This window comes from Thermostichus sp. OS-CIW-32 (assembly GCF_054060415.1).
In genome coordinates this window covers 105,711-120,672 of sequence record NZ_JBSSDD010000004.1, presented here as the reverse complement: position 1 = coordinate 120,672, position 14,962 = coordinate 105,711, and the positions used below count along the sequence as shown (strand labels likewise).

The following is a 14,962-nucleotide window of genomic DNA, read 5'->3' as shown; positions in this document are numbered from 1 at the left end:
GGATCCCGTTTGTGACCACTGTACCCTCACAGGCCCCCACCCCAACTGATCTCGATCTTGCCCATTCTGGGATCCTCCAGCGCTATTGGGGGGATCAAGACACTCCGGAAAGCCGCTGGGTGAACTTGCTGGTGGCGGCGCTGGTTTTCTGTTCGTCCACCTTCTTTGTGGTGGAAACCTATCCCGTTCCCCCTGAGGTGCGTCTTGGGCTGGAGCGGGTGGATCGCCTCATTCTCGGCTTGTTTGTGGTGGAATATCTGCTCCGCCTGGCGGCAGCCCCGCAAAAGCTGCGCTACGTCTTCAGCCTCTATTCACTCATCGATTTGCTGGCCATTTTGCCCTTTTTTGCCGGGCTAACCGATATTCGCTTCATCCGCCTCTTGCGCTGGTTTCGCATCCTGCGGCTGCTGCGCTTGGTGGAGGGCAAAACCCTGTTTGGGCAAGTGATCTCCGCCGATAGCCGCATTTTGCTGCGCATTTTCTTCACCCTCTTTGCCATTGTTTTCGTCTACTCTGGGCTGATCTACCAGGTAGAACATCCAGTGAATCCTGGCGCTTTTGCCACCTTTTTGGATGCTTTCTACTTTTCCGTCGTTACCATGACCACGGTGGGGTTTGGGGATCTCACCCCCACTTCTGAGCTGGGCCGGCTGCTGACGGTGCTGATGATCCTGACGGGGATCGCTCTAATTCCCTGGCAAGTGGGGGAGCTGATCAAACAATTGGTGAAAAGCGGCAACTCGGTACAGTGGGCCTGCCCAGGCTGTGGCCTCTCCCAGCACGATGGGGATGCCCAATTCTGCAAACGCTGTGGCACACCGCTCTACCCAGGCAGTTAAGCCTATCGGGGTTGGCCCGGCATTTTCAGAAAATTTCCTGTGCCAAGGCAACAACAGGTTGACCAAGAAAACTGGGTTGCAGGCCCCGCCCTTGAGGTCGGCTTTGTGCTGTGGTGCTGAGCAAACTCCGCCAACTTGAATAGGGCGTAGTGTCAACAGAAGAAGTATCTGGGAGTTCATCCCAGTGGTTGGGGTCATGGCATCCCCCTTCATCCGTAAGGATGAGGTAGCCCAGGAAGTGGGAGTCATCCTGCGACCTGGGAAAGAACCCTTGCCCTCCGGGGCAGGGAGAATGTCAACCAATCCCGAACCTGCCGTTAGCCCCAGTTGGGGAAAGCTGAGAAATCGTTTAAGATCGTTAACGGCAACACTCTAAACAACCGGACGGTGCTCTGCATGGCGGTGCAAGAGGAGGTTTTTTTTGAGGGCGGCCCCCACAGTGGCGATTTGGTGTTGAACTCCTTCATTGGGGCTACACTTGTCGGCTTGCCTCTGTTTGTGGGGGCACTGGTGCGTAAGCTGTGGGTACACTATCGGATTACCAATCGTCGCATCACCGTGATTGGGGGATGGGGCGGCAAGGAGCGCTCAGATGTAATCTACGGCGAGATTGCCAAGGTGGTTATGGTGCCCCGTGGCTTGGGCGTGTGGGGAGACATGGTGCTCACCCTCAAGGACGGCAGTCGCCTGGAGATGCGGGCCCTGCCTCGCTTCCGCGAGATCTACAACTACATCAATGAGCGGATCGACGAGAAAGCCAAGCAGGTGAGCGGCCCAATTGGCAAAAAGCGCCGCTCTGCCAAGTCCTGACCGTGCCTGAGCCTTGGGGATCCCTTCCTGTGGCTGTCCCCACTCTTCCCAGCCGGGATCCCGCTTGGCCTGAGCGCCTGGCCCTGGTGCACGAGTACCTGATCTGGCCGGGGGGATCGGAAAAGGTTCTGCAGGAGCTGGTGGCTTTCGCCCCCCAGGCCCCCCTTTACGTTAGTCTCTTCTCCGCTCACACCCTGCCGCCGAGCTGGCAGGAGCTGACAATTCACACCTCCTTTTTGCAAGGCTGGGCCAAGTGGCTGGGGGTGCTGCGCCCTGATTACCACGCCCGCCTCAAGTATCTGCTGCCCTGGATGCCGTTGGCCTATGAGAGCTTCGACCTCTCCGGCTATGACTGTGTGATCTCCAGCAGCCACGCCTTTGCCAAAGGGATCCTGACGGGAGCCTCTACCCTGCACCTGAGCTACATCCACAGCCCCACCCGTTACCTCTGGGAGAACCGGGAGCTGTATCTGCAGCGAGAAGGGCTGGGGAGAAGCGGGCCTGTTGGCGCAATTGGCCAATGGCTGCTGCACCGCTTGCGCCAATGGGATTTTCTGGCAGCTCAACGTCCAGATCTGTTGATCGCCAACTCCCAGCACATTCGCCGCCGCATTGCCAAGCTCTATCGCCGCGAGGCTGTGGTCATTTATCCGCCCGTTCCGCTGCAGGGGTTGGAGCCGGTGGCGGATCCCAGCGCCGATTATGACCTGGTGGCAGGCCGACTGGTGCCCTACAAACGGGTGGATCTGGCGATTGCCGCCTGTGAACGGCTGGGTCGTCGGCTGCTGGTTGTGGGCGAAGGGCCGGAGCTGGCTCGGCTCAAGCGACTGGCGGGGCCGCAGGTGGAGTTTTTGCCCCATCAGCCCCCCGATCGTTTTCGGGAACTGCTAGCCAATTGCCGGCTGCTGCTGTTCCCCTGGGAGGAGGATTTTGGCCTAGTGGCAGTGGAGGCCCAGGCCTGCGGCCGCCCCGTGGTTGTCCTCAACCGGGGAGGTGCCCAAGAGACGGTCATCCACGGCCAAACCGGCATCCTCATTCCCGAGGCCAGTGTGGAAGCGTTGGTGGAAGGGCTGCGGCAGGCGGATCGACAGGAATGGGATCCGCAGCGGATTCGGGCCCATGCTCTGCAATTTGCCCCAGAGCGGTTTCATGCCCAGCTGGGAGCCCTGTTGCGCTGGGCTTGGCCTCGTTTTCAAGCTGGAGAACGGTTGGATCCCCGAGAATGGAGCGCTCAGTAGGGCCGCCGCTGCACAAAAGTCGGCAACTCAATCCGGTTGCGACTGCCCGTTTCCCCTCCTGCCCGTGAAGCGGCCAAAGCGGAGCGTTTCAGGAGCCTTTCTGTCCGTTGGCGCCAGCCGAGCGGGGCACTTTCTTCCCGCTCGTCCAGGGTGAGCGGCGGGATCCCTGGGGTGGGTGTTCTCCAGGTGGTGGCCGGGGAAGGAGCAGACTCGTCAGCCGCGGCAGGAATCCGTTCCTGGGCCCGATGATTCGACCTGGGCTCGACAACCGCTGGCTGAGGGGAAGCGGAGGCCGACTGACGCAGTGTGGCCAGTTGCTCTTCCAGTTCTTGATTGCGCTGCTGCAGCAGGGCCACTTCCTTTTCTTGGGTTTGCGCGTAGGCGTGGGCCTGCACACACTCGGTTTTCAAAGCCATCACCTGCTGCTGCAACTTCTCGATTTGCTTTTGGCTGACCAGATGATGGGCCTCGGCCAGTTCTCGCCCCCGCCGGGCTGCTTCCAGGCTTTCTCGGGTGTCCTGCACCTGCTGCTGAACTTCCTGCCACTGGGCAAGGGTGGGACGCTGGGCCAACTCTTGCATGAGCTGATCCCGCTCGGCTCGCAAAGCACCAAGCTCGCGGGTCAAAGCCTGCACCTGCTCCTCCAGGGCAAGGATTCGCTGCGCCTGTGAGGACTCTGTTTCCCTGAGGTGGGCGGCCTGGGCTGCTTCCGCTTCCAGCTTGGCAATCTGTTGGGCTTGCTCGGCCTGCTGCCGCTGACTCTGCTGCAGCTCTTCCAGCAAGGTGGCCCGCTCGGCCTTGGCAAAAGAGGCCTGTTGGCGCAGATGATCCAGCTCCGCCTGCAAGCGTGCCCATTGCTCTGGGGTAGGACGCTCTTCCAGTTCGCGAATACGTTGCCGGGCGGTGTTCAGGTCAGCTTCCATGTGTGCCTTTTCGGTTTCCAGATGGGTCTTCAAACGCTGCCATTCGGCTTCCGCTTGGCGGTGGGCAGCCTCTAGCTCCGCCCGTAGGGTTTCCAGTTCTTGTGCAGAAGGTCGAGCAGCCAACTCTTGGATTTGCGCTTGCAATTGTGCTTTTTCCTCCTCTAGCTGCTGTACACGGAGCTGCAGTTGGGCTTGCAAAAGCTGCACCTGCGGCAACTTGACGGCGTATTCTCCCAATTGGTTGGCCTGCTGTTTCAGCTCCAGGAGCTCCTGCTGCAGTTGGTAAAATCGGGCCGGATCGACGCGCCGCTGCAATTCCGCCTTGAGGGTTTCAATTTCCGTCTGACTGGTTTGCAACTGCTGCTGCAGAATGTGGTAGTGCTCCAGCGTTGGACGGCGCTCCATTTCCCACAGGAGATTCTGCAGTTCTTCGATGTGCTGTTGCTGAAGCTGAAAAGCCTCTGGGGTAGGGCGCTGGGCCAGCCGCGCTTTCTCCTCTTGACACGCTTGCAAAGCTTGATCCCGCTCTTGAATCTGGGCCTGTGCTTCCAGCAGTTGATGTTCCAGGCGATGGATGCACTCAATCTGCTGCAATGACAGCGCTTCCGATTCGGCGAGGGATCGCTCTAGGTTGCGCACCCGCGCCCGCAAGGCTTTTAGCTCCTCTTCCCCTTCCATATCCAGGCTGCTCGACAGGTTATGGGCCTTACTGTAGCAGATGGTCTGGATGAAAATCCAGCTCGCCACTATCTGTAGTGTAAATTTTTAGCTTTTCCCAGAACCAACACTAACTCTGTTGCCCCCGCCCTCTATACTGAGAAGGTGAGTTTTCAGATTGAACCCTGTGATGAAGCTGGGATCCAAACCTTGGGGATGGGTGCTGGGCCTGCTGGGTGTGGCCTTGGTCGGTTGTGGTGCCGATGCGCTGACGGCCAGTACTCCGCTGCCGCCTTTGATCACCAGCAGCGATATTCCTTCTGTGGTACATCGGAACGGCTTTTTGGAGCTGGGGGTTTCGGTATCGGTGCCGGGCCGGATCCCGGCAGAGCTGGCGTTTCAGGTGTCGTGGTCGGGGATCGAGGTGCAGACGCTCTCGGCAGCCCAGGTGAATTGTGTGTCTGGAGAGGTGTTCTGTACAACCCGCTTCCGCATTCGCCCTCCCCTGAGCTTGGTGCCCGGCTCCTACCTGCTCAGCTTGCGGGTCTTCGACCGGTTGGGTCAAAGTGCTGCGGTGACCGGGACGGTGCTGCTCAGGGATCCCTGAGGTCGCCCTATCCTTGCCCAGCCTTGAGAAAGCGGTGCGGTTCCCGTTCCCATAAGCATTGCGTAGCAGTAGGTAGCAGTATGAGGTGCCGTAGGCATAGCACCTCTGCCCAAGCTTTGAATGGGTAAGGGATCCCTTCAGCGGGGGGGAAATACTTTTTGGCGAACGTCGTCGGCGAAAGCTTCCACTGCTTCTCGGATCGCCTGTCTCAAATTGGTATAGGCCTTGGCAAAAGGGGGGAGCCGCTCGCTCAGCCCCAGCAGGTCGTGGGTGACCAAAATCTGCCCATCGCAGGCCGGCCCGGCTCCAATGCCCAGGGTTGGGATCCCCACCTGGGCTGAGATTTGGGCAGCCAATTCCGCCGGCATGTGCTCCAGAACCAGGGCAAATGCCCCTGCTTGTTCCAGGCTGAGGGCCTCTTGTCGCAGACGCTCCGCCTCCGGAGTGGTTTTTCCCTGCTGGCGATAGCCTCCCAGTTGATGTTTGGCCTGCGGAGTGAGGCCGATATGACCCAAAACCGGGATCCCCCGCTGCACTAGAAAGGCCACCGTTTCCACCATGTCGGGGTAACCCCCTTCCAGCTTGACCCCGTTGACCCCTGCCTCCTTCATCAACCGCCCTGCCGAGAGGAGAGCTTGTTCTTTGTGGACTTGATAAGTCAAGAAGGGCAAGTCGGCCACCAAAAAGGCCCGTTCTACCCCGCGGCGCACCGCCTGGGCGTGATGGAGCATCTGTTCCAGCGTCAGGGGCAGGGTGCTGGTATACCCCAAGTGGGTCATGGCCAAGCTGTCGCCCACCAGGATCAAGTCGATCCCAGCCTGATCCAAAATCTGAGCGGTGGCGTAGTCGGCAGCCGTGAGGGCCACCAAAGGTTGACCCGCCTGTTTGGCCTGGCGAAAGTGGTGAATGGATAAAGCAGCCATATCTCCATGATCTCATCTGGGCGTTCCCGCCAGCGGTGCGGAGCACTTTCCCATCAACCGCATCCCGTGGGGGAAGCAAGCTTGGCTTTGAGGCTGGGAAGAAGCAGGAGACTCGGTTTGCCGTTAAGATGGTAAAGCCCCACAGCTGACTGGAAGGGTGACAGAGTGGTTGATTGTGACGCTCTCGAAAAGCGTTGTGACTGCAAGGTCACCGTGGGTTCGAATCCCACCCCTTCCGTCTTCAGGCATACAGTTTTAGAACGCCTTGCCCAGCTAGGGCCTCTGGGATTTTTGGGGATCCCACCCAAGCCCTTCGCATCAGCGGTGCGGTTCCCCCATAACACTTTGGCATGGAGCCAAGGTCAAGGTTGGATGGGGTTCTTGGCCTTTCTTCTAGAGTCTTATGTTCACCGCTCCTGCTCTCTCTGCCCAACTGCATCCGCTCATTCAGGGCTTATCTGAGGCAATCCTGAACGTTTGGGGATCTACCCTCACCCTAGCCCCCTATCCTCTGCCTGAAGATCTGGGCTACGTGGAAGGCCGCCTAGAGGGTGAGAAATTGCAAATTGAAAACCGCTGCTACCAAGGGGATCCCTTTCGCAAACTGCACCTGGAGCTGGCCCAGGCCGGGCAGAGCCTGGATATTCTCCATTGCGTTATGTTTCCGCAGCCGCAGTACCCGCTGCCGCTGTTCGGTTGCGACATTGTGGTCGGTCGCGGACAGGTGAGCGCCGCCATTGTCGATCTCTCGCCGGTGACCCCCAGCTTGCCCGATCTCTATATCCAGGAGCTGGAAGCGTTGGGATCCCATCTCGTCCCTTTCCAACACCGGCGCCGGTTGCCGGAGTGGGGCACGATTTTTTCTCCCTACTGTCTGTTCGTGCGTCCTGCCGACGAAGCAGAGGCCGAGCGCTTTTTACACTTTGCCTGCCGTTTCCTGGAAATTCACTGCCGGCTGGCGCAGCAGATCCCCCCACAGACGGATCCCGGCCAGATTTTGGCCCACTACCAGGGGCAGCAGCGCTATTGCAGCCAGCAACAGCAGAACGACCGCACCCGCCGCGTTTTGGAAAAAGCTTTTGGCCCCGCCTGGGCAGAGCGCTACATGAACACCGTCCTTTTTGACTTGCCTCCCAGTCCCGTGCAGATCTAGGCGGGATCCCCTTGCAGCCGCTGCTGGATGCTCAAGGCCAATTTTTGCCCCAGGAACTCCGGCATGGCTGGAGTTGAATCCGGCCCCAGCAAGTAGAAAATAAAGCGCGTCTGCTTGCGGCGGAGCATCAAATTGAGGTTAACAACGGTCAAATCCTCCTGCGCGAGGGCCGTCATCACCCGGTAAAACGCGCCCGGCTGGTTGTCCACATCCACCAAAAGTGTGGGTAGGTGAAACACCGGGTCAAAATAAAAAGAAACCTGCACGTCTTTTAGGCCGGCCTTGAGATCAAACTCCAGTGCCAAGGTTTCGTGAACGCGAAACACACCCGCCAGGCATTCGTGAATGGCCCGTTCTAGGCTGAGCTTGGTTTGGGAAGAAAGGCTGTGGCCATCGCGGGAGACGATGGTGCGGATAAACACCAGGTGCGGTGAGTAGATTTGCCCATAGAGATGGATGCCGTGCACCGAGAGATTAAAAGCAGTGAACACCCCAAACAGATCGCTGAGCAGGGAAGGTCGATTACGGTAGGCCAGACAAACCACCGTCTTGCGACCTTCGTCCTGCATCTGTACCACCGCCTTGCGGGTTTGGTAGAGGGCGTAGGCCAAGCGCAGATTTTGGGCCTGCACCTCGCTGCTGACAAACTGGCTGTAAAAAGGCGGAAAGCTCTGGTTAAAACGCCGCATCAGAGCGGATCGCGTCAGCGGGACGGAGTCCTTGCGGGTGCTGACTTTGAGTGGCTGAAGATCTTCATGGGCAGCCCTCTTCCGCGCTTCCCGATCCCCGGCAACTCCTAGAGAAGCCACCTTGGGCTGGGGAGTGCCCTGCTGTGCTGATTGCTCATCAGTTGACATCGACCTCGCCACCTGCATTGCTCTTTCTTCATCCTTACATCGTTGCTCAGTACGCCCCAGCCAAACCTCATTTATCCGCAAAATCACTGAGGCTCGGAACGAATGTCAACGCTGCATCCAATTCTTGTTCAATGCTTTTGGACTTAATCTATCTCACAGGGCTGAGCTGGTCATCCAAAGAGCCGCTGAGGGTCATCCCCCAATTGGGGGGATCCTTCCCTTCTTCGCTGCTGAACCGACGCTGTGAGCCTTTCAATCCTAGAATAGCCAGAGTAAGCCTAAACTATGAATTGAGCAGAGCGCTGCAATTTTTGATATAAAGTGCCGCATTGAGTGCTGGCCGGCTGGGTGACATGAAGCGCTATCTTGTTGGCCATCACTTTGGTTTTTTCCTAGGTTTGTGAAGGGATCCCTGTGAGCAGGACTGTTGCCGATCCCACCCCATTTTCGCCCGCACAAGCGCTGGACCCCGCTGGTGCTTGGTGGGATCTCAGTCTCATCGCCTCCCCTGCCCAAGAAGACCTGATCTTTTGGCGGCTGGAGAGTTTTGGCTGTCGGGGCATGACCAGCCAAGCCTATGGCGAAGATCAGATTTGCATTCACGCCTATCTGCCTTGGCCTCACGTCAGCCTCCTGGATTTGGCAGCCCTCTCCCTGCGCCTGCAGCAGGATGCCCTCATTGCCGGTCAGCGGGTTCCGAAGCTGCGCTGGGAACGCATAGAGGCGGAAGATTGGAGCAGCAGTTGGAAGCAGCACTGGCAGCCCCAACCCATCGGGGATAAGTTGCTCATTTGTCCGGCCTGGCTGGATCCGCCCCCTCACCCCGGTCGGCACCTGTTGCGGCTGGATCCCGGTATGGCCTTCGGCACGGGCACTCACCCCACCACGCAGCTCTGTCTGGAGTCGCTGGAAATGCGTCTGGAGAGCTGGGGAGGGGATCCCCCGGCGGCGACGCTGGCGGATGTGGGCTGTGGATCCGGGATTCTGTCGTTGGCGGCGGCCCTGTTGGGGGTGAAGCGGGTGTTTGCGGTGGACATCGACCCCCTGGCGGTGCAAGCCACGATGCACAACCGCGATCTCAACGGCCTGACGGATCGCATTGTGGTCGCTCAGGGCAGCCTGGAGCAGATTCCCGAAATGGTGGATGGGCTGGTGTGCAACATCCTGGCAGATGTGATCCTGGATATGATCCCGGAGTTTCGGCTGGTGGTGAAGGAGGGGGGATGGCTGATCCTCAGCGGCATCCTCATCGAGCAGGCCAAGTTGGTGGCGGAGATGCTGGAGGCCAACGAATGGGTGGTGGCAGCCCTCTGGCGACGGGGGGAATGGTGTTGTCTGAACGCACGCATGACCTGAGCGCTTTGCCCCGATTGGCGATTGACCCAGCGCAGCGGGATCCGAGTGGTGTTCTCCATTTAACTGGTCTGCAACAGCACTACTTGCAGCGGGTACGCCGCCTCAGGCCAGGGGATCTCTTTTTGGTTTTGGATGGCTCAGGCAAGCTGTGGGCGGCCCGTTGGCAAGCCCAGGGATCCCGAGTTGTGGGCGAGGTGGAGGTGCTGCCGCGGGAATTGCCCGTTTTTTTGCATCTGGGCTTGGCGGTGGTCAAAGGGCAGGGGTTTGACGAGGTGCTCCGCCAGGTTACCGAGCTGGGGGCGGCGCGCATTACTCCCCTGCTGACGGAGCGCACCGTGTTGGAACCGGGATCTGGGCGGCAGGAACGCTGGCAAAAAATTGTGCGGGAGGCCGCAGAACAATGTGAGCGGTTGCGCTGGCCTCAGGTCGATCCCCCCACCCCTTGGACAAGTTGGCTGGCGGAGCTGCAAGCCGTTCGCGCTACTCGGACGGAGTCCTTCTGGTGGGGTATAGCCGTGGCGCGCGAGAACGCCCCCCTGCTGGTGCAGGCCCTGCCAAAGCTGCAGATCCCGGCCTTGGCCATAGCCATTGGCCCAGAAGGGGGCTGGACGGTTGCCGAACGTCGGCAGGCTGAGGAATATGGGGGAGTGTCCGTCTCCCTTGGCCCTACCATCTTGCGAGCTACCACCGCCGCTGTTGTTGCCACCAGCCAAATTGCCGCCACCTACTCCTGGTTGGACTCGAGCTTGGATCGGGGTCATTTGGCTCCGCTAGCGACGGGGAGTGTTGTCGCCGATAATCAATAACTAGGCCGTTTGCGTCAGCGGGACAGAGTCCTTTGACGAGAACAGCCATTGGCATAGCAGGCGGCCAGGCCCACCCCAGGGAGGGAGAACGAGAATGGAGATGATCCAGGCGGTGCGGGGCACCCGAGATATTCTGCCGCAGGAGGTGCGGCTCTGGCAGCAGGTGGAAGCCAGCGCCCGAGAGATCCTGGGACGGGCCAACTACCAAGAAATTCGCACCCCCATCCTGGAGTTGACGGAACTCTTTGCCCGCAGCATTGGCAGCGCCACCGACGTGGTGGGCAAGGAGATGTACTCCTTCAGCACCCGTGGCGAGCAAGAGGTGAGCCTGCGTCCTGAGAACACGGCGGGCGTGGTGCGGGCCTACATTCAGCACGGGCTGCAAACGGCTGGAGATGTGCAACGCCTCTGGTATTGTGGGCCGATGTTTCGCTATGAGCGTCCTCAGGCGGGGCGGCAACGCCAGTTCCATCAGTTGGGGGTAGAGCTGCTGGGCAGCCGGGATCCCCGCGCCGATGCGGAAGTCATCGCCTTGGCCTGGGAGCTGTTGCAAGCGGTGGGGGCGGAGAACCTGAGCTTGCGGCTCAATTCCCTGGGGGATCTGCAGGATCGGCGGGCCTATCGCCAGGCCCTGGTGGACTACCTCACCCCCTTGCGGGAGAAGCTGGATCCTGACTCACAAGAGCGTCTCACCCGCAACCCGCTGCGCATTCTAGACAGCAAGGATCCCCGCACCCGCGAGATTGCCGAGGGGGCCCCCAAGCTGCCAGATTACCTCAGCCCAGAATCGCGGGCTTTCTTCGAGCAGGTGCAAGATCACCTGCAGATGTTGGACATTCCCTACCAGTTGGATCCCTACTTGGTGCGGGGCCTGGACTACTACACCCACACCGCCTTTGAGATCGTCTCACCTGACTTGGGATCCCAGAGTACCGTCTGTGGGGGTGGTCGCTACGACGGCTTGGTGGAAGAGCTGGGCGGACCTTCTACCCCAGCGGTGGGCTGGGCTGTCGGCATGGAGCGGCTGGTGCTGCTGTTGCAAAAGAAACAAGGGGAGGCTCCGCCAGCACCGGTCGAGGTTTACGTGATCTCCCGTGGGGCGAAGGCTGAGGCCCAATCCCTCCGGATCGCTCAAGCGCTGCGCCAAGCTGGTTTCTGCACCGAGCTGGATCTGAGCGGCAGCGCCTTTGGCAAGCAGTTCAAACGGGCCAGCCGCAGCGGCGCAACTTGGGCTGTTGTGCTAGGGGATGCGGAAGCTGCAGCCGGAGAGGTACAGCTTAAGCACCTGCCTACAGGGCAACAGCAAACCCTTCTGCAAGCCGATCTGATTCAGTATCTGGCATGCCATTCGCGTCAGCAGTGCGGAGCACCAAGGTGATGGAGCTATGTTAAATTTCTGGGTTCGGCGGGACGGCCAGGAAGACTGGCAGCCAGTACCAGCCGAGGGAGCAGTTCTGGAAGAAGATACCTACACCATTGTTGCCCGTTCGCCCCAGCCCCACTTCACCATCACGGTGGAAGTCCGGCAGCGTCCTCTAGGGCCACAGAATCAGGGCCCCAACACCGGCACGACTCCTCCACAGGTCCAAACCCGTTCTGTGCGCACCAACGATGAAGGGATCGGCATTATTTTGCCTGCCAGCCGCCTCACCCCTGGGTTTTGGGAATTGCACTGCCGAGATGCCGACTTGATCGCAGAACTGTTCGGCGAAACCGAGTTAAACAATTGTCTCCGTTTTCAGGTTGTGCCTGCCCCTCTGGAGCCGGAACGAGGGATCCCTGCCCCGGTGGCTGAAGAGGCCGGGTTTGAGCCCCCCCAGAAAAAAGAGGTCGCCATCCCGCCAGAGCTGTTTTCCCTAATGCACAGTGAATTGGAGGGATCCCCGGAGGAGGTGCTGGTGTTGACGGGGCGGATCGGCTGCAGCGGCGAGCTGCGGGTACAGGTTTGGCCAGAAGGGGAGGAGAGGCCGCTTTTCCAGGGACAACGGCAAATTCAACTCCCGGCGGGGGCGCGGACGGCGGTGTTCAGCATCCCCATCACCCTGCCCAGCCAAGTGTGGGCCCGTCCTTTACGGGGAGAACTGGCCCTTACTCCCTCCTCCTGGTGGGATCCAGAGCCGTCGCCTCAGACCCTGACCATCCCCTTTTCCATTCGCTGTCGCAGCCAAGAGGCAGGACTTCTTGGCGCAGGGATCCCCCTCCCGCAGCAGCAAGAGGAAGAGAGGCTGGCCGATGCTGCCAGTCCTGCCTCGACCGCAACCCTGCTCTCTCCCGAACGAACCTTGCAAAAGCTGCTGCGCATCTGGCAGCACAGTGCTCCTGCTGGAGGGGATCCCGGCTCGACTCAGCCGGCAGAGCCCTCTGCTAAGGCCGCACCCGAACCTAACCCCCAGCCTGCGGCGCCGATTTCCCCTCTTCCCTCACCCCCCCAAGCTGAGCCAATGGGCGAGGATGCCGCCCTGCCAGCCCCAGCAGGGAGCCCGGCCACCCCACCTCCGCCTGCATTCGCCCTGCCTGCCACCAGCAAGGACACCAAAAACTCGCCCCCGCCGCCAGAAGTGTGCCCGGCGCCACAACTGCTGGTGCCTGAGCAATTGCGAGCGGGCGACAATTTCGATGTGGTGCTGCGTTTGCCGGCCTTGGCCCCTGCCTCCGCCGCCGGCGCCGCCTCCCAGCCACCTTATTGGATCAAGTTTTGGGTCAAGCATGGCCGCACCCGCTCGTTGGTGGATGGCCCCCGCTGGTTGCTGGACTTCTCCCGCGACGATCAGGGGCAGTGGCAAGCTTTAACCCGCATGACCATTCCCCCAGGCGTCCCCGAGCTGATCTTTGAAGCTTGGGCCGTCAGCCCGGATCGCCAGCAGCAGAGCGACCGAGTTACAGAGCACCGCTCTATCTTGCCTTAGGGATCCCTCGCTCTTGAGTCCTGTTTAGTCTTGGACGGAACGCACCATCAGCACGGGGCAGCCGATGTGCACCCGCACATAGTCAGAGATGGAACGCCCCAACAGCCGATCCAAATCGGGAATGCTGCGGGCAATGGTAGGTCGGCGGTCAGGGGATCCCATCACCAGCAGATCGGCCTTGCTTTCTTCAGCCAGGCGGACAATCTCCGTAGCCGGATCCCCGACAGCCGTCAACACCTGGTGGCCGATTTGCCGGTTTTTGAGGATGTCGATTGCCCGATCTAGGGCCTCATCTCTACCTGGGTTGTCGGCATCCAACTGCACAGAGGCCAGGAAGATCTGGGCCCCTTGAATGCCGGAGATCAAGTCAAGGGCCGTGGCAAAGGCGGCCTGGGCAGCGGGGGAGTTGTTGAGGGCCACCATGACATGGCTGGGGTATTTGACGTAGGCGTCGTCTTTGACCAGCAGCATTGGGCAGGAGGCGAGCTGAAACACATATTGGCTCACCGAGTTCTGCAAAATGGCCATGATGCGGTTGCGCCCCCGGGATCCCATCACAATCAGCGGATTGGGCAGGGACTCGGCCACCTGCAGCACCACCACCTTGGGATCCCCTTCCACCAGTTGCGTGCTGATCTTTAGCCCTGGGCGGGGGGGGAAAGTCTGCAGGGTTTGGGCCAGCAGTTCCTGCCCCTTTTGCCAGGCAGCCCGCATCTCCTCGGCAGAGGTCTGGGAAGGCACCGCATGCAGCAATGTCACGTGGCACTGGGCAAAGGCCGGCAGAGACAGAAGGGTATGCACCATTTGCTCAGTGGGGCCGCTGCCATCGATGGCGGCAATGAGGTTCTCAAATCGAGACATGGGATCCGTTCTCCGGGCCGTAGTTTGCCAAGACTCATCCTAGATCTGCCCCTGCGGATCCCTGTTACCGTAGGGGATGTCCTGCAACATTTTGTTGGGTTTTAGTAACTTAGCCACACATAGCCGGTGAAGCCGCCGCCGGCGTTGGTGTTGCGGCCGGTCAAGAATTGAAACCCTCCCAAGCCCAGCGTTAACCCTCCCTCCAACCGCCAGTTGAGCTGGCCCGAAAGCTTGAGGTTGTCGTAGTCGGGATCCTGAACCGCCAAATCTCCGAACAACAAAGGCGCGCCGTTGCCCAACGTAAAATCCCCATCCAGGGCCAGGATGGCCTGCAGCTCAGGAGTCAGGTCTGCCCCGAAGGTCAGGTTGGCCTTGACCCGATCCCCGGGATAGCCCAAGTAATCTCGGAACGTGAGGCAGGAGTCGAAAAAGGCGGGCAGGGATCCCAACTGGGTATTGGCCGCCACCCCAACTTTGAGATCGTAGCCGAAAACACCGTACCCCAAGGGCAGGGGGATGTCTCGGGTGGCGTATCCCGGCGGGATCAAGGCCGTCAATTGGGCCGAAAGGAAGGGATCCCCGTTTCCCCAAGTATGACGTAGGCCCAGCTCCAGATCCCGTAGGCCCTGGTTGCGCTGGGTAACGGTGTCAGCCCCGCTGGCAAAGCGATTTTCGATGAAAACGTAGCTGGTGTTGAGGTTGAGAGTGAGCTGATCGCTGAGGCCCGTCTCCGCAAAGAGGTTGAGGCGGGTTTCCCCATATTCTGAGAGAGCAGGCCCCAGTTGCCCCCCCTGGTCAAAGCGGGTGCGAGGCCGATAGACCTCCGGCTGCAGCGAAAAAAAAGTCTTGCCGGCACCGCGGGGAAAACCGCATCCTGCCCAGGCCGGCAGCTCCGGCGGCATTGTGCTGACCACCAGACTCACCAGCAGGCTTGCCCTTAGAAATCTCAGCTTCTCCATGGCAGGGATCCCGGCAGTTTCAGGGGGATTGTATCCCCAGGATCAAGCTCTGGGCCAAGATCCGGGA

Annotated in this window: 14 protein-coding genes and 1 tRNA gene; 10 read left to right on the top strand and 5 right to left on the bottom strand. The window is 60.1% G+C overall.

The genetic code is table 11. From position 1 onward, the window contains the following. Positions 1-11: 11 nt before the first annotated feature. The 3 genes from ACVWY8_RS06795 to ACVWY8_RS06785 all read left to right on the top strand — a co-directional run bounded on the left by ACVWY8_RS06795 (position 12) and on the right by ACVWY8_RS06785 (position 2,887). A complete protein-coding gene (locus tag ACVWY8_RS06795; RefSeq protein ID WP_457393696.1) occupies positions 12-839 on the top strand; it encodes an ion transporter in 828 nt (275 codons plus the stop codon). 396 nt (positions 840-1,235) lie between these two features. Beyond that, a complete protein-coding gene (locus tag ACVWY8_RS06790; protein ID WP_011432347.1) occupies positions 1,236-1,649 on the top strand; it encodes a PH domain-containing protein in 414 nt (137 codons plus the stop codon). Between the two features lie 29 nt (positions 1,650-1,678). Beyond that, the gene (locus ACVWY8_RS06785; RefSeq protein ID WP_457396926.1) at positions 1,679-2,887 is read left to right on the top strand and encodes a glycosyltransferase; all 1,209 of its coding nucleotides are present in this window, start codon (positions 1,679-1,681) and stop codon (positions 2,885-2,887) included. Here ACVWY8_RS06785 and ACVWY8_RS06780 read toward each other — a convergent pair. Beyond that, positions 2,881-4,557 (bottom strand): hypothetical protein, encoded by a 1,677-nt coding sequence (locus tag ACVWY8_RS06780; RefSeq protein ID WP_457387453.1) that lies wholly within the window; start codon positions 4,555-4,557, stop codon positions 2,881-2,883. The two genes, ACVWY8_RS06785 and ACVWY8_RS06780, sit on opposite strands and share 7 nt — an antisense overlap. 97 nt (positions 4,558-4,654) lie before the next feature. Between ACVWY8_RS06780 and ACVWY8_RS06775 the strand changes: the two genes are divergently transcribed. Further along, a complete protein-coding gene (locus ACVWY8_RS06775; RefSeq protein WP_457393817.1) occupies positions 4,655-5,074 on the top strand; it encodes a hypothetical protein in 420 nt (139 codons plus the stop codon). Positions 5,075-5,211: 137 nt separating this feature from the next. Here ACVWY8_RS06775 and panB read toward each other — a convergent pair whose 3' ends face one another. After that, positions 5,212-5,997 (bottom strand): 3-methyl-2-oxobutanoate hydroxymethyltransferase, encoded by a 786-nt coding sequence (gene panB, locus ACVWY8_RS06770; RefSeq protein ID WP_011432343.1) that lies wholly within the window; start codon positions 5,995-5,997, stop codon positions 5,212-5,214. Positions 5,998-6,148: 151 nt separating this feature from the next. Between panB and ACVWY8_RS06765 the strand changes: the two genes are divergently transcribed. Together ACVWY8_RS06765 and ACVWY8_RS06760 are read left to right on the top strand one after the other, a co-directional pair. Beyond that, positions 6,149-6,235: transfer RNA gene (locus ACVWY8_RS06765), tRNA-Ser, on the top strand. Between the two features lie 165 nt (positions 6,236-6,400). Next, the gene (locus ACVWY8_RS06760; RefSeq protein ID WP_414344751.1) at positions 6,401-7,150 is read left to right on the top strand and encodes a phycocyanobilin:ferredoxin oxidoreductase; all 750 of its coding nucleotides are present in this window, start codon (positions 6,401-6,403) and stop codon (positions 7,148-7,150) included. Here ACVWY8_RS06760 and ACVWY8_RS06755 read toward each other — a convergent pair. After that, positions 7,147-8,007, bottom strand: coding sequence for a hypothetical protein (locus ACVWY8_RS06755; protein ID WP_457393700.1), 861 nt, complete (start codon positions 8,005-8,007; stop codon positions 7,147-7,149). The two genes, ACVWY8_RS06760 and ACVWY8_RS06755, sit on opposite strands and share 4 nt — an antisense overlap. Before the next feature lie 414 nt (positions 8,008-8,421). Between ACVWY8_RS06755 and prmA the strand changes: the two genes are divergently transcribed. The 4 genes from prmA to ACVWY8_RS06735 all read left to right on the top strand — a co-directional run bounded on the left by prmA (position 8,422) and on the right by ACVWY8_RS06735 (position 13,075). Next, complete coding sequence (gene prmA, locus ACVWY8_RS06750; protein ID WP_457393702.1) at positions 8,422-9,363, top strand: 50S ribosomal protein L11 methyltransferase; 942 nt, start codon at positions 8,422-8,424, stop codon at positions 9,361-9,363. After that, positions 9,333-10,169: a 16S rRNA (uracil(1498)-N(3))-methyltransferase gene (locus ACVWY8_RS06745; RefSeq protein ID WP_457393704.1), complete on the top strand. Its 837-nt coding sequence runs from the start codon at positions 9,333-9,335 to the stop codon at positions 10,167-10,169. Before prmA ends, ACVWY8_RS06745 begins: the two co-directional genes overlap by 31 nt. 94 nt (positions 10,170-10,263) lie before the next feature. Then, complete coding sequence (hisS, locus tag ACVWY8_RS06740; RefSeq protein WP_414399214.1) at positions 10,264-11,547, top strand: histidine--tRNA ligase; 1,284 nt, start codon at positions 10,264-10,266, stop codon at positions 11,545-11,547. Positions 11,548-11,554: 7 nt separating this feature from the next. Further along, the gene (locus ACVWY8_RS06735; RefSeq protein ID WP_457393706.1) at positions 11,555-13,075 is read left to right on the top strand and encodes a hypothetical protein; all 1,521 of its coding nucleotides are present in this window, start codon (positions 11,555-11,557) and stop codon (positions 13,073-13,075) included. A gap of 24 nt (positions 13,076-13,099) precedes the next feature. On the opposite strand, the gene ACVWY8_RS06730 is transcribed toward ACVWY8_RS06735, so the two are convergent. Then, on the bottom strand, positions 13,100-13,936 hold the full coding sequence (locus tag ACVWY8_RS06730) for a universal stress protein (protein WP_414351493.1): 837 nt from the start codon (positions 13,934-13,936) through the stop codon (positions 13,100-13,102). A 101-nt stretch (positions 13,937-14,037) separates the two neighbouring features. After that, complete coding sequence (locus ACVWY8_RS06725) at positions 14,038-14,895, bottom strand: hypothetical protein (RefSeq protein ID WP_457393708.1); 858 nt, start codon at positions 14,893-14,895, stop codon at positions 14,038-14,040. Positions 14,896-14,962 lie beyond the last annotated feature (67 nt).

Bases quoted from the DNA above. Each gene is read 5' to 3' on its own strand.
- ACVWY8_RS06790 (WP_011432347.1), top strand. From the start codon at position 1,236: ATGGCGGTGCAAGAGGAGGTTTTTTTTGAGGGCGGCCCCCACAGTGGC.
- panB (WP_011432343.1), bottom strand. From the start codon at position 5,997: ATGGCTGCTTTATCCATTCACCACTTTCGCCAGGCCAAACAGGCGGGT.
- ACVWY8_RS06760 (WP_414344751.1), top strand. From the start codon at position 6,401: ATGTTCACCGCTCCTGCTCTCTCTGCCCAACTGCATCCGCTCATTCAG.
- ACVWY8_RS06755 (WP_457393700.1), bottom strand. From the start codon at position 8,007: ATGTCAACTGATGAGCAATCAGCACAGCAGGGCACTCCCCAGCCCAAG.
- ACVWY8_RS06745 (WP_457393704.1), top strand. From the start codon at position 9,333: ATGGTGTTGTCTGAACGCACGCATGACCTGAGCGCTTTGCCCCGATTG.
- hisS (WP_414399214.1), top strand. From the start codon at position 10,264: ATGGAGATGATCCAGGCGGTGCGGGGCACCCGAGATATTCTGCCGCAG.
- ACVWY8_RS06735 (WP_457393706.1), top strand. From the start codon at position 11,555: ATGTTAAATTTCTGGGTTCGGCGGGACGGCCAGGAAGACTGGCAGCCA.
- ACVWY8_RS06730 (WP_414351493.1), bottom strand. From the start codon at position 13,936: ATGTCTCGATTTGAGAACCTCATTGCCGCCATCGATGGCAGCGGCCCC.
- ACVWY8_RS06725 (WP_457393708.1), bottom strand. From the start codon at position 14,895: ATGGAGAAGCTGAGATTTCTAAGGGCAAGCCTGCTGGTGAGTCTGGTG.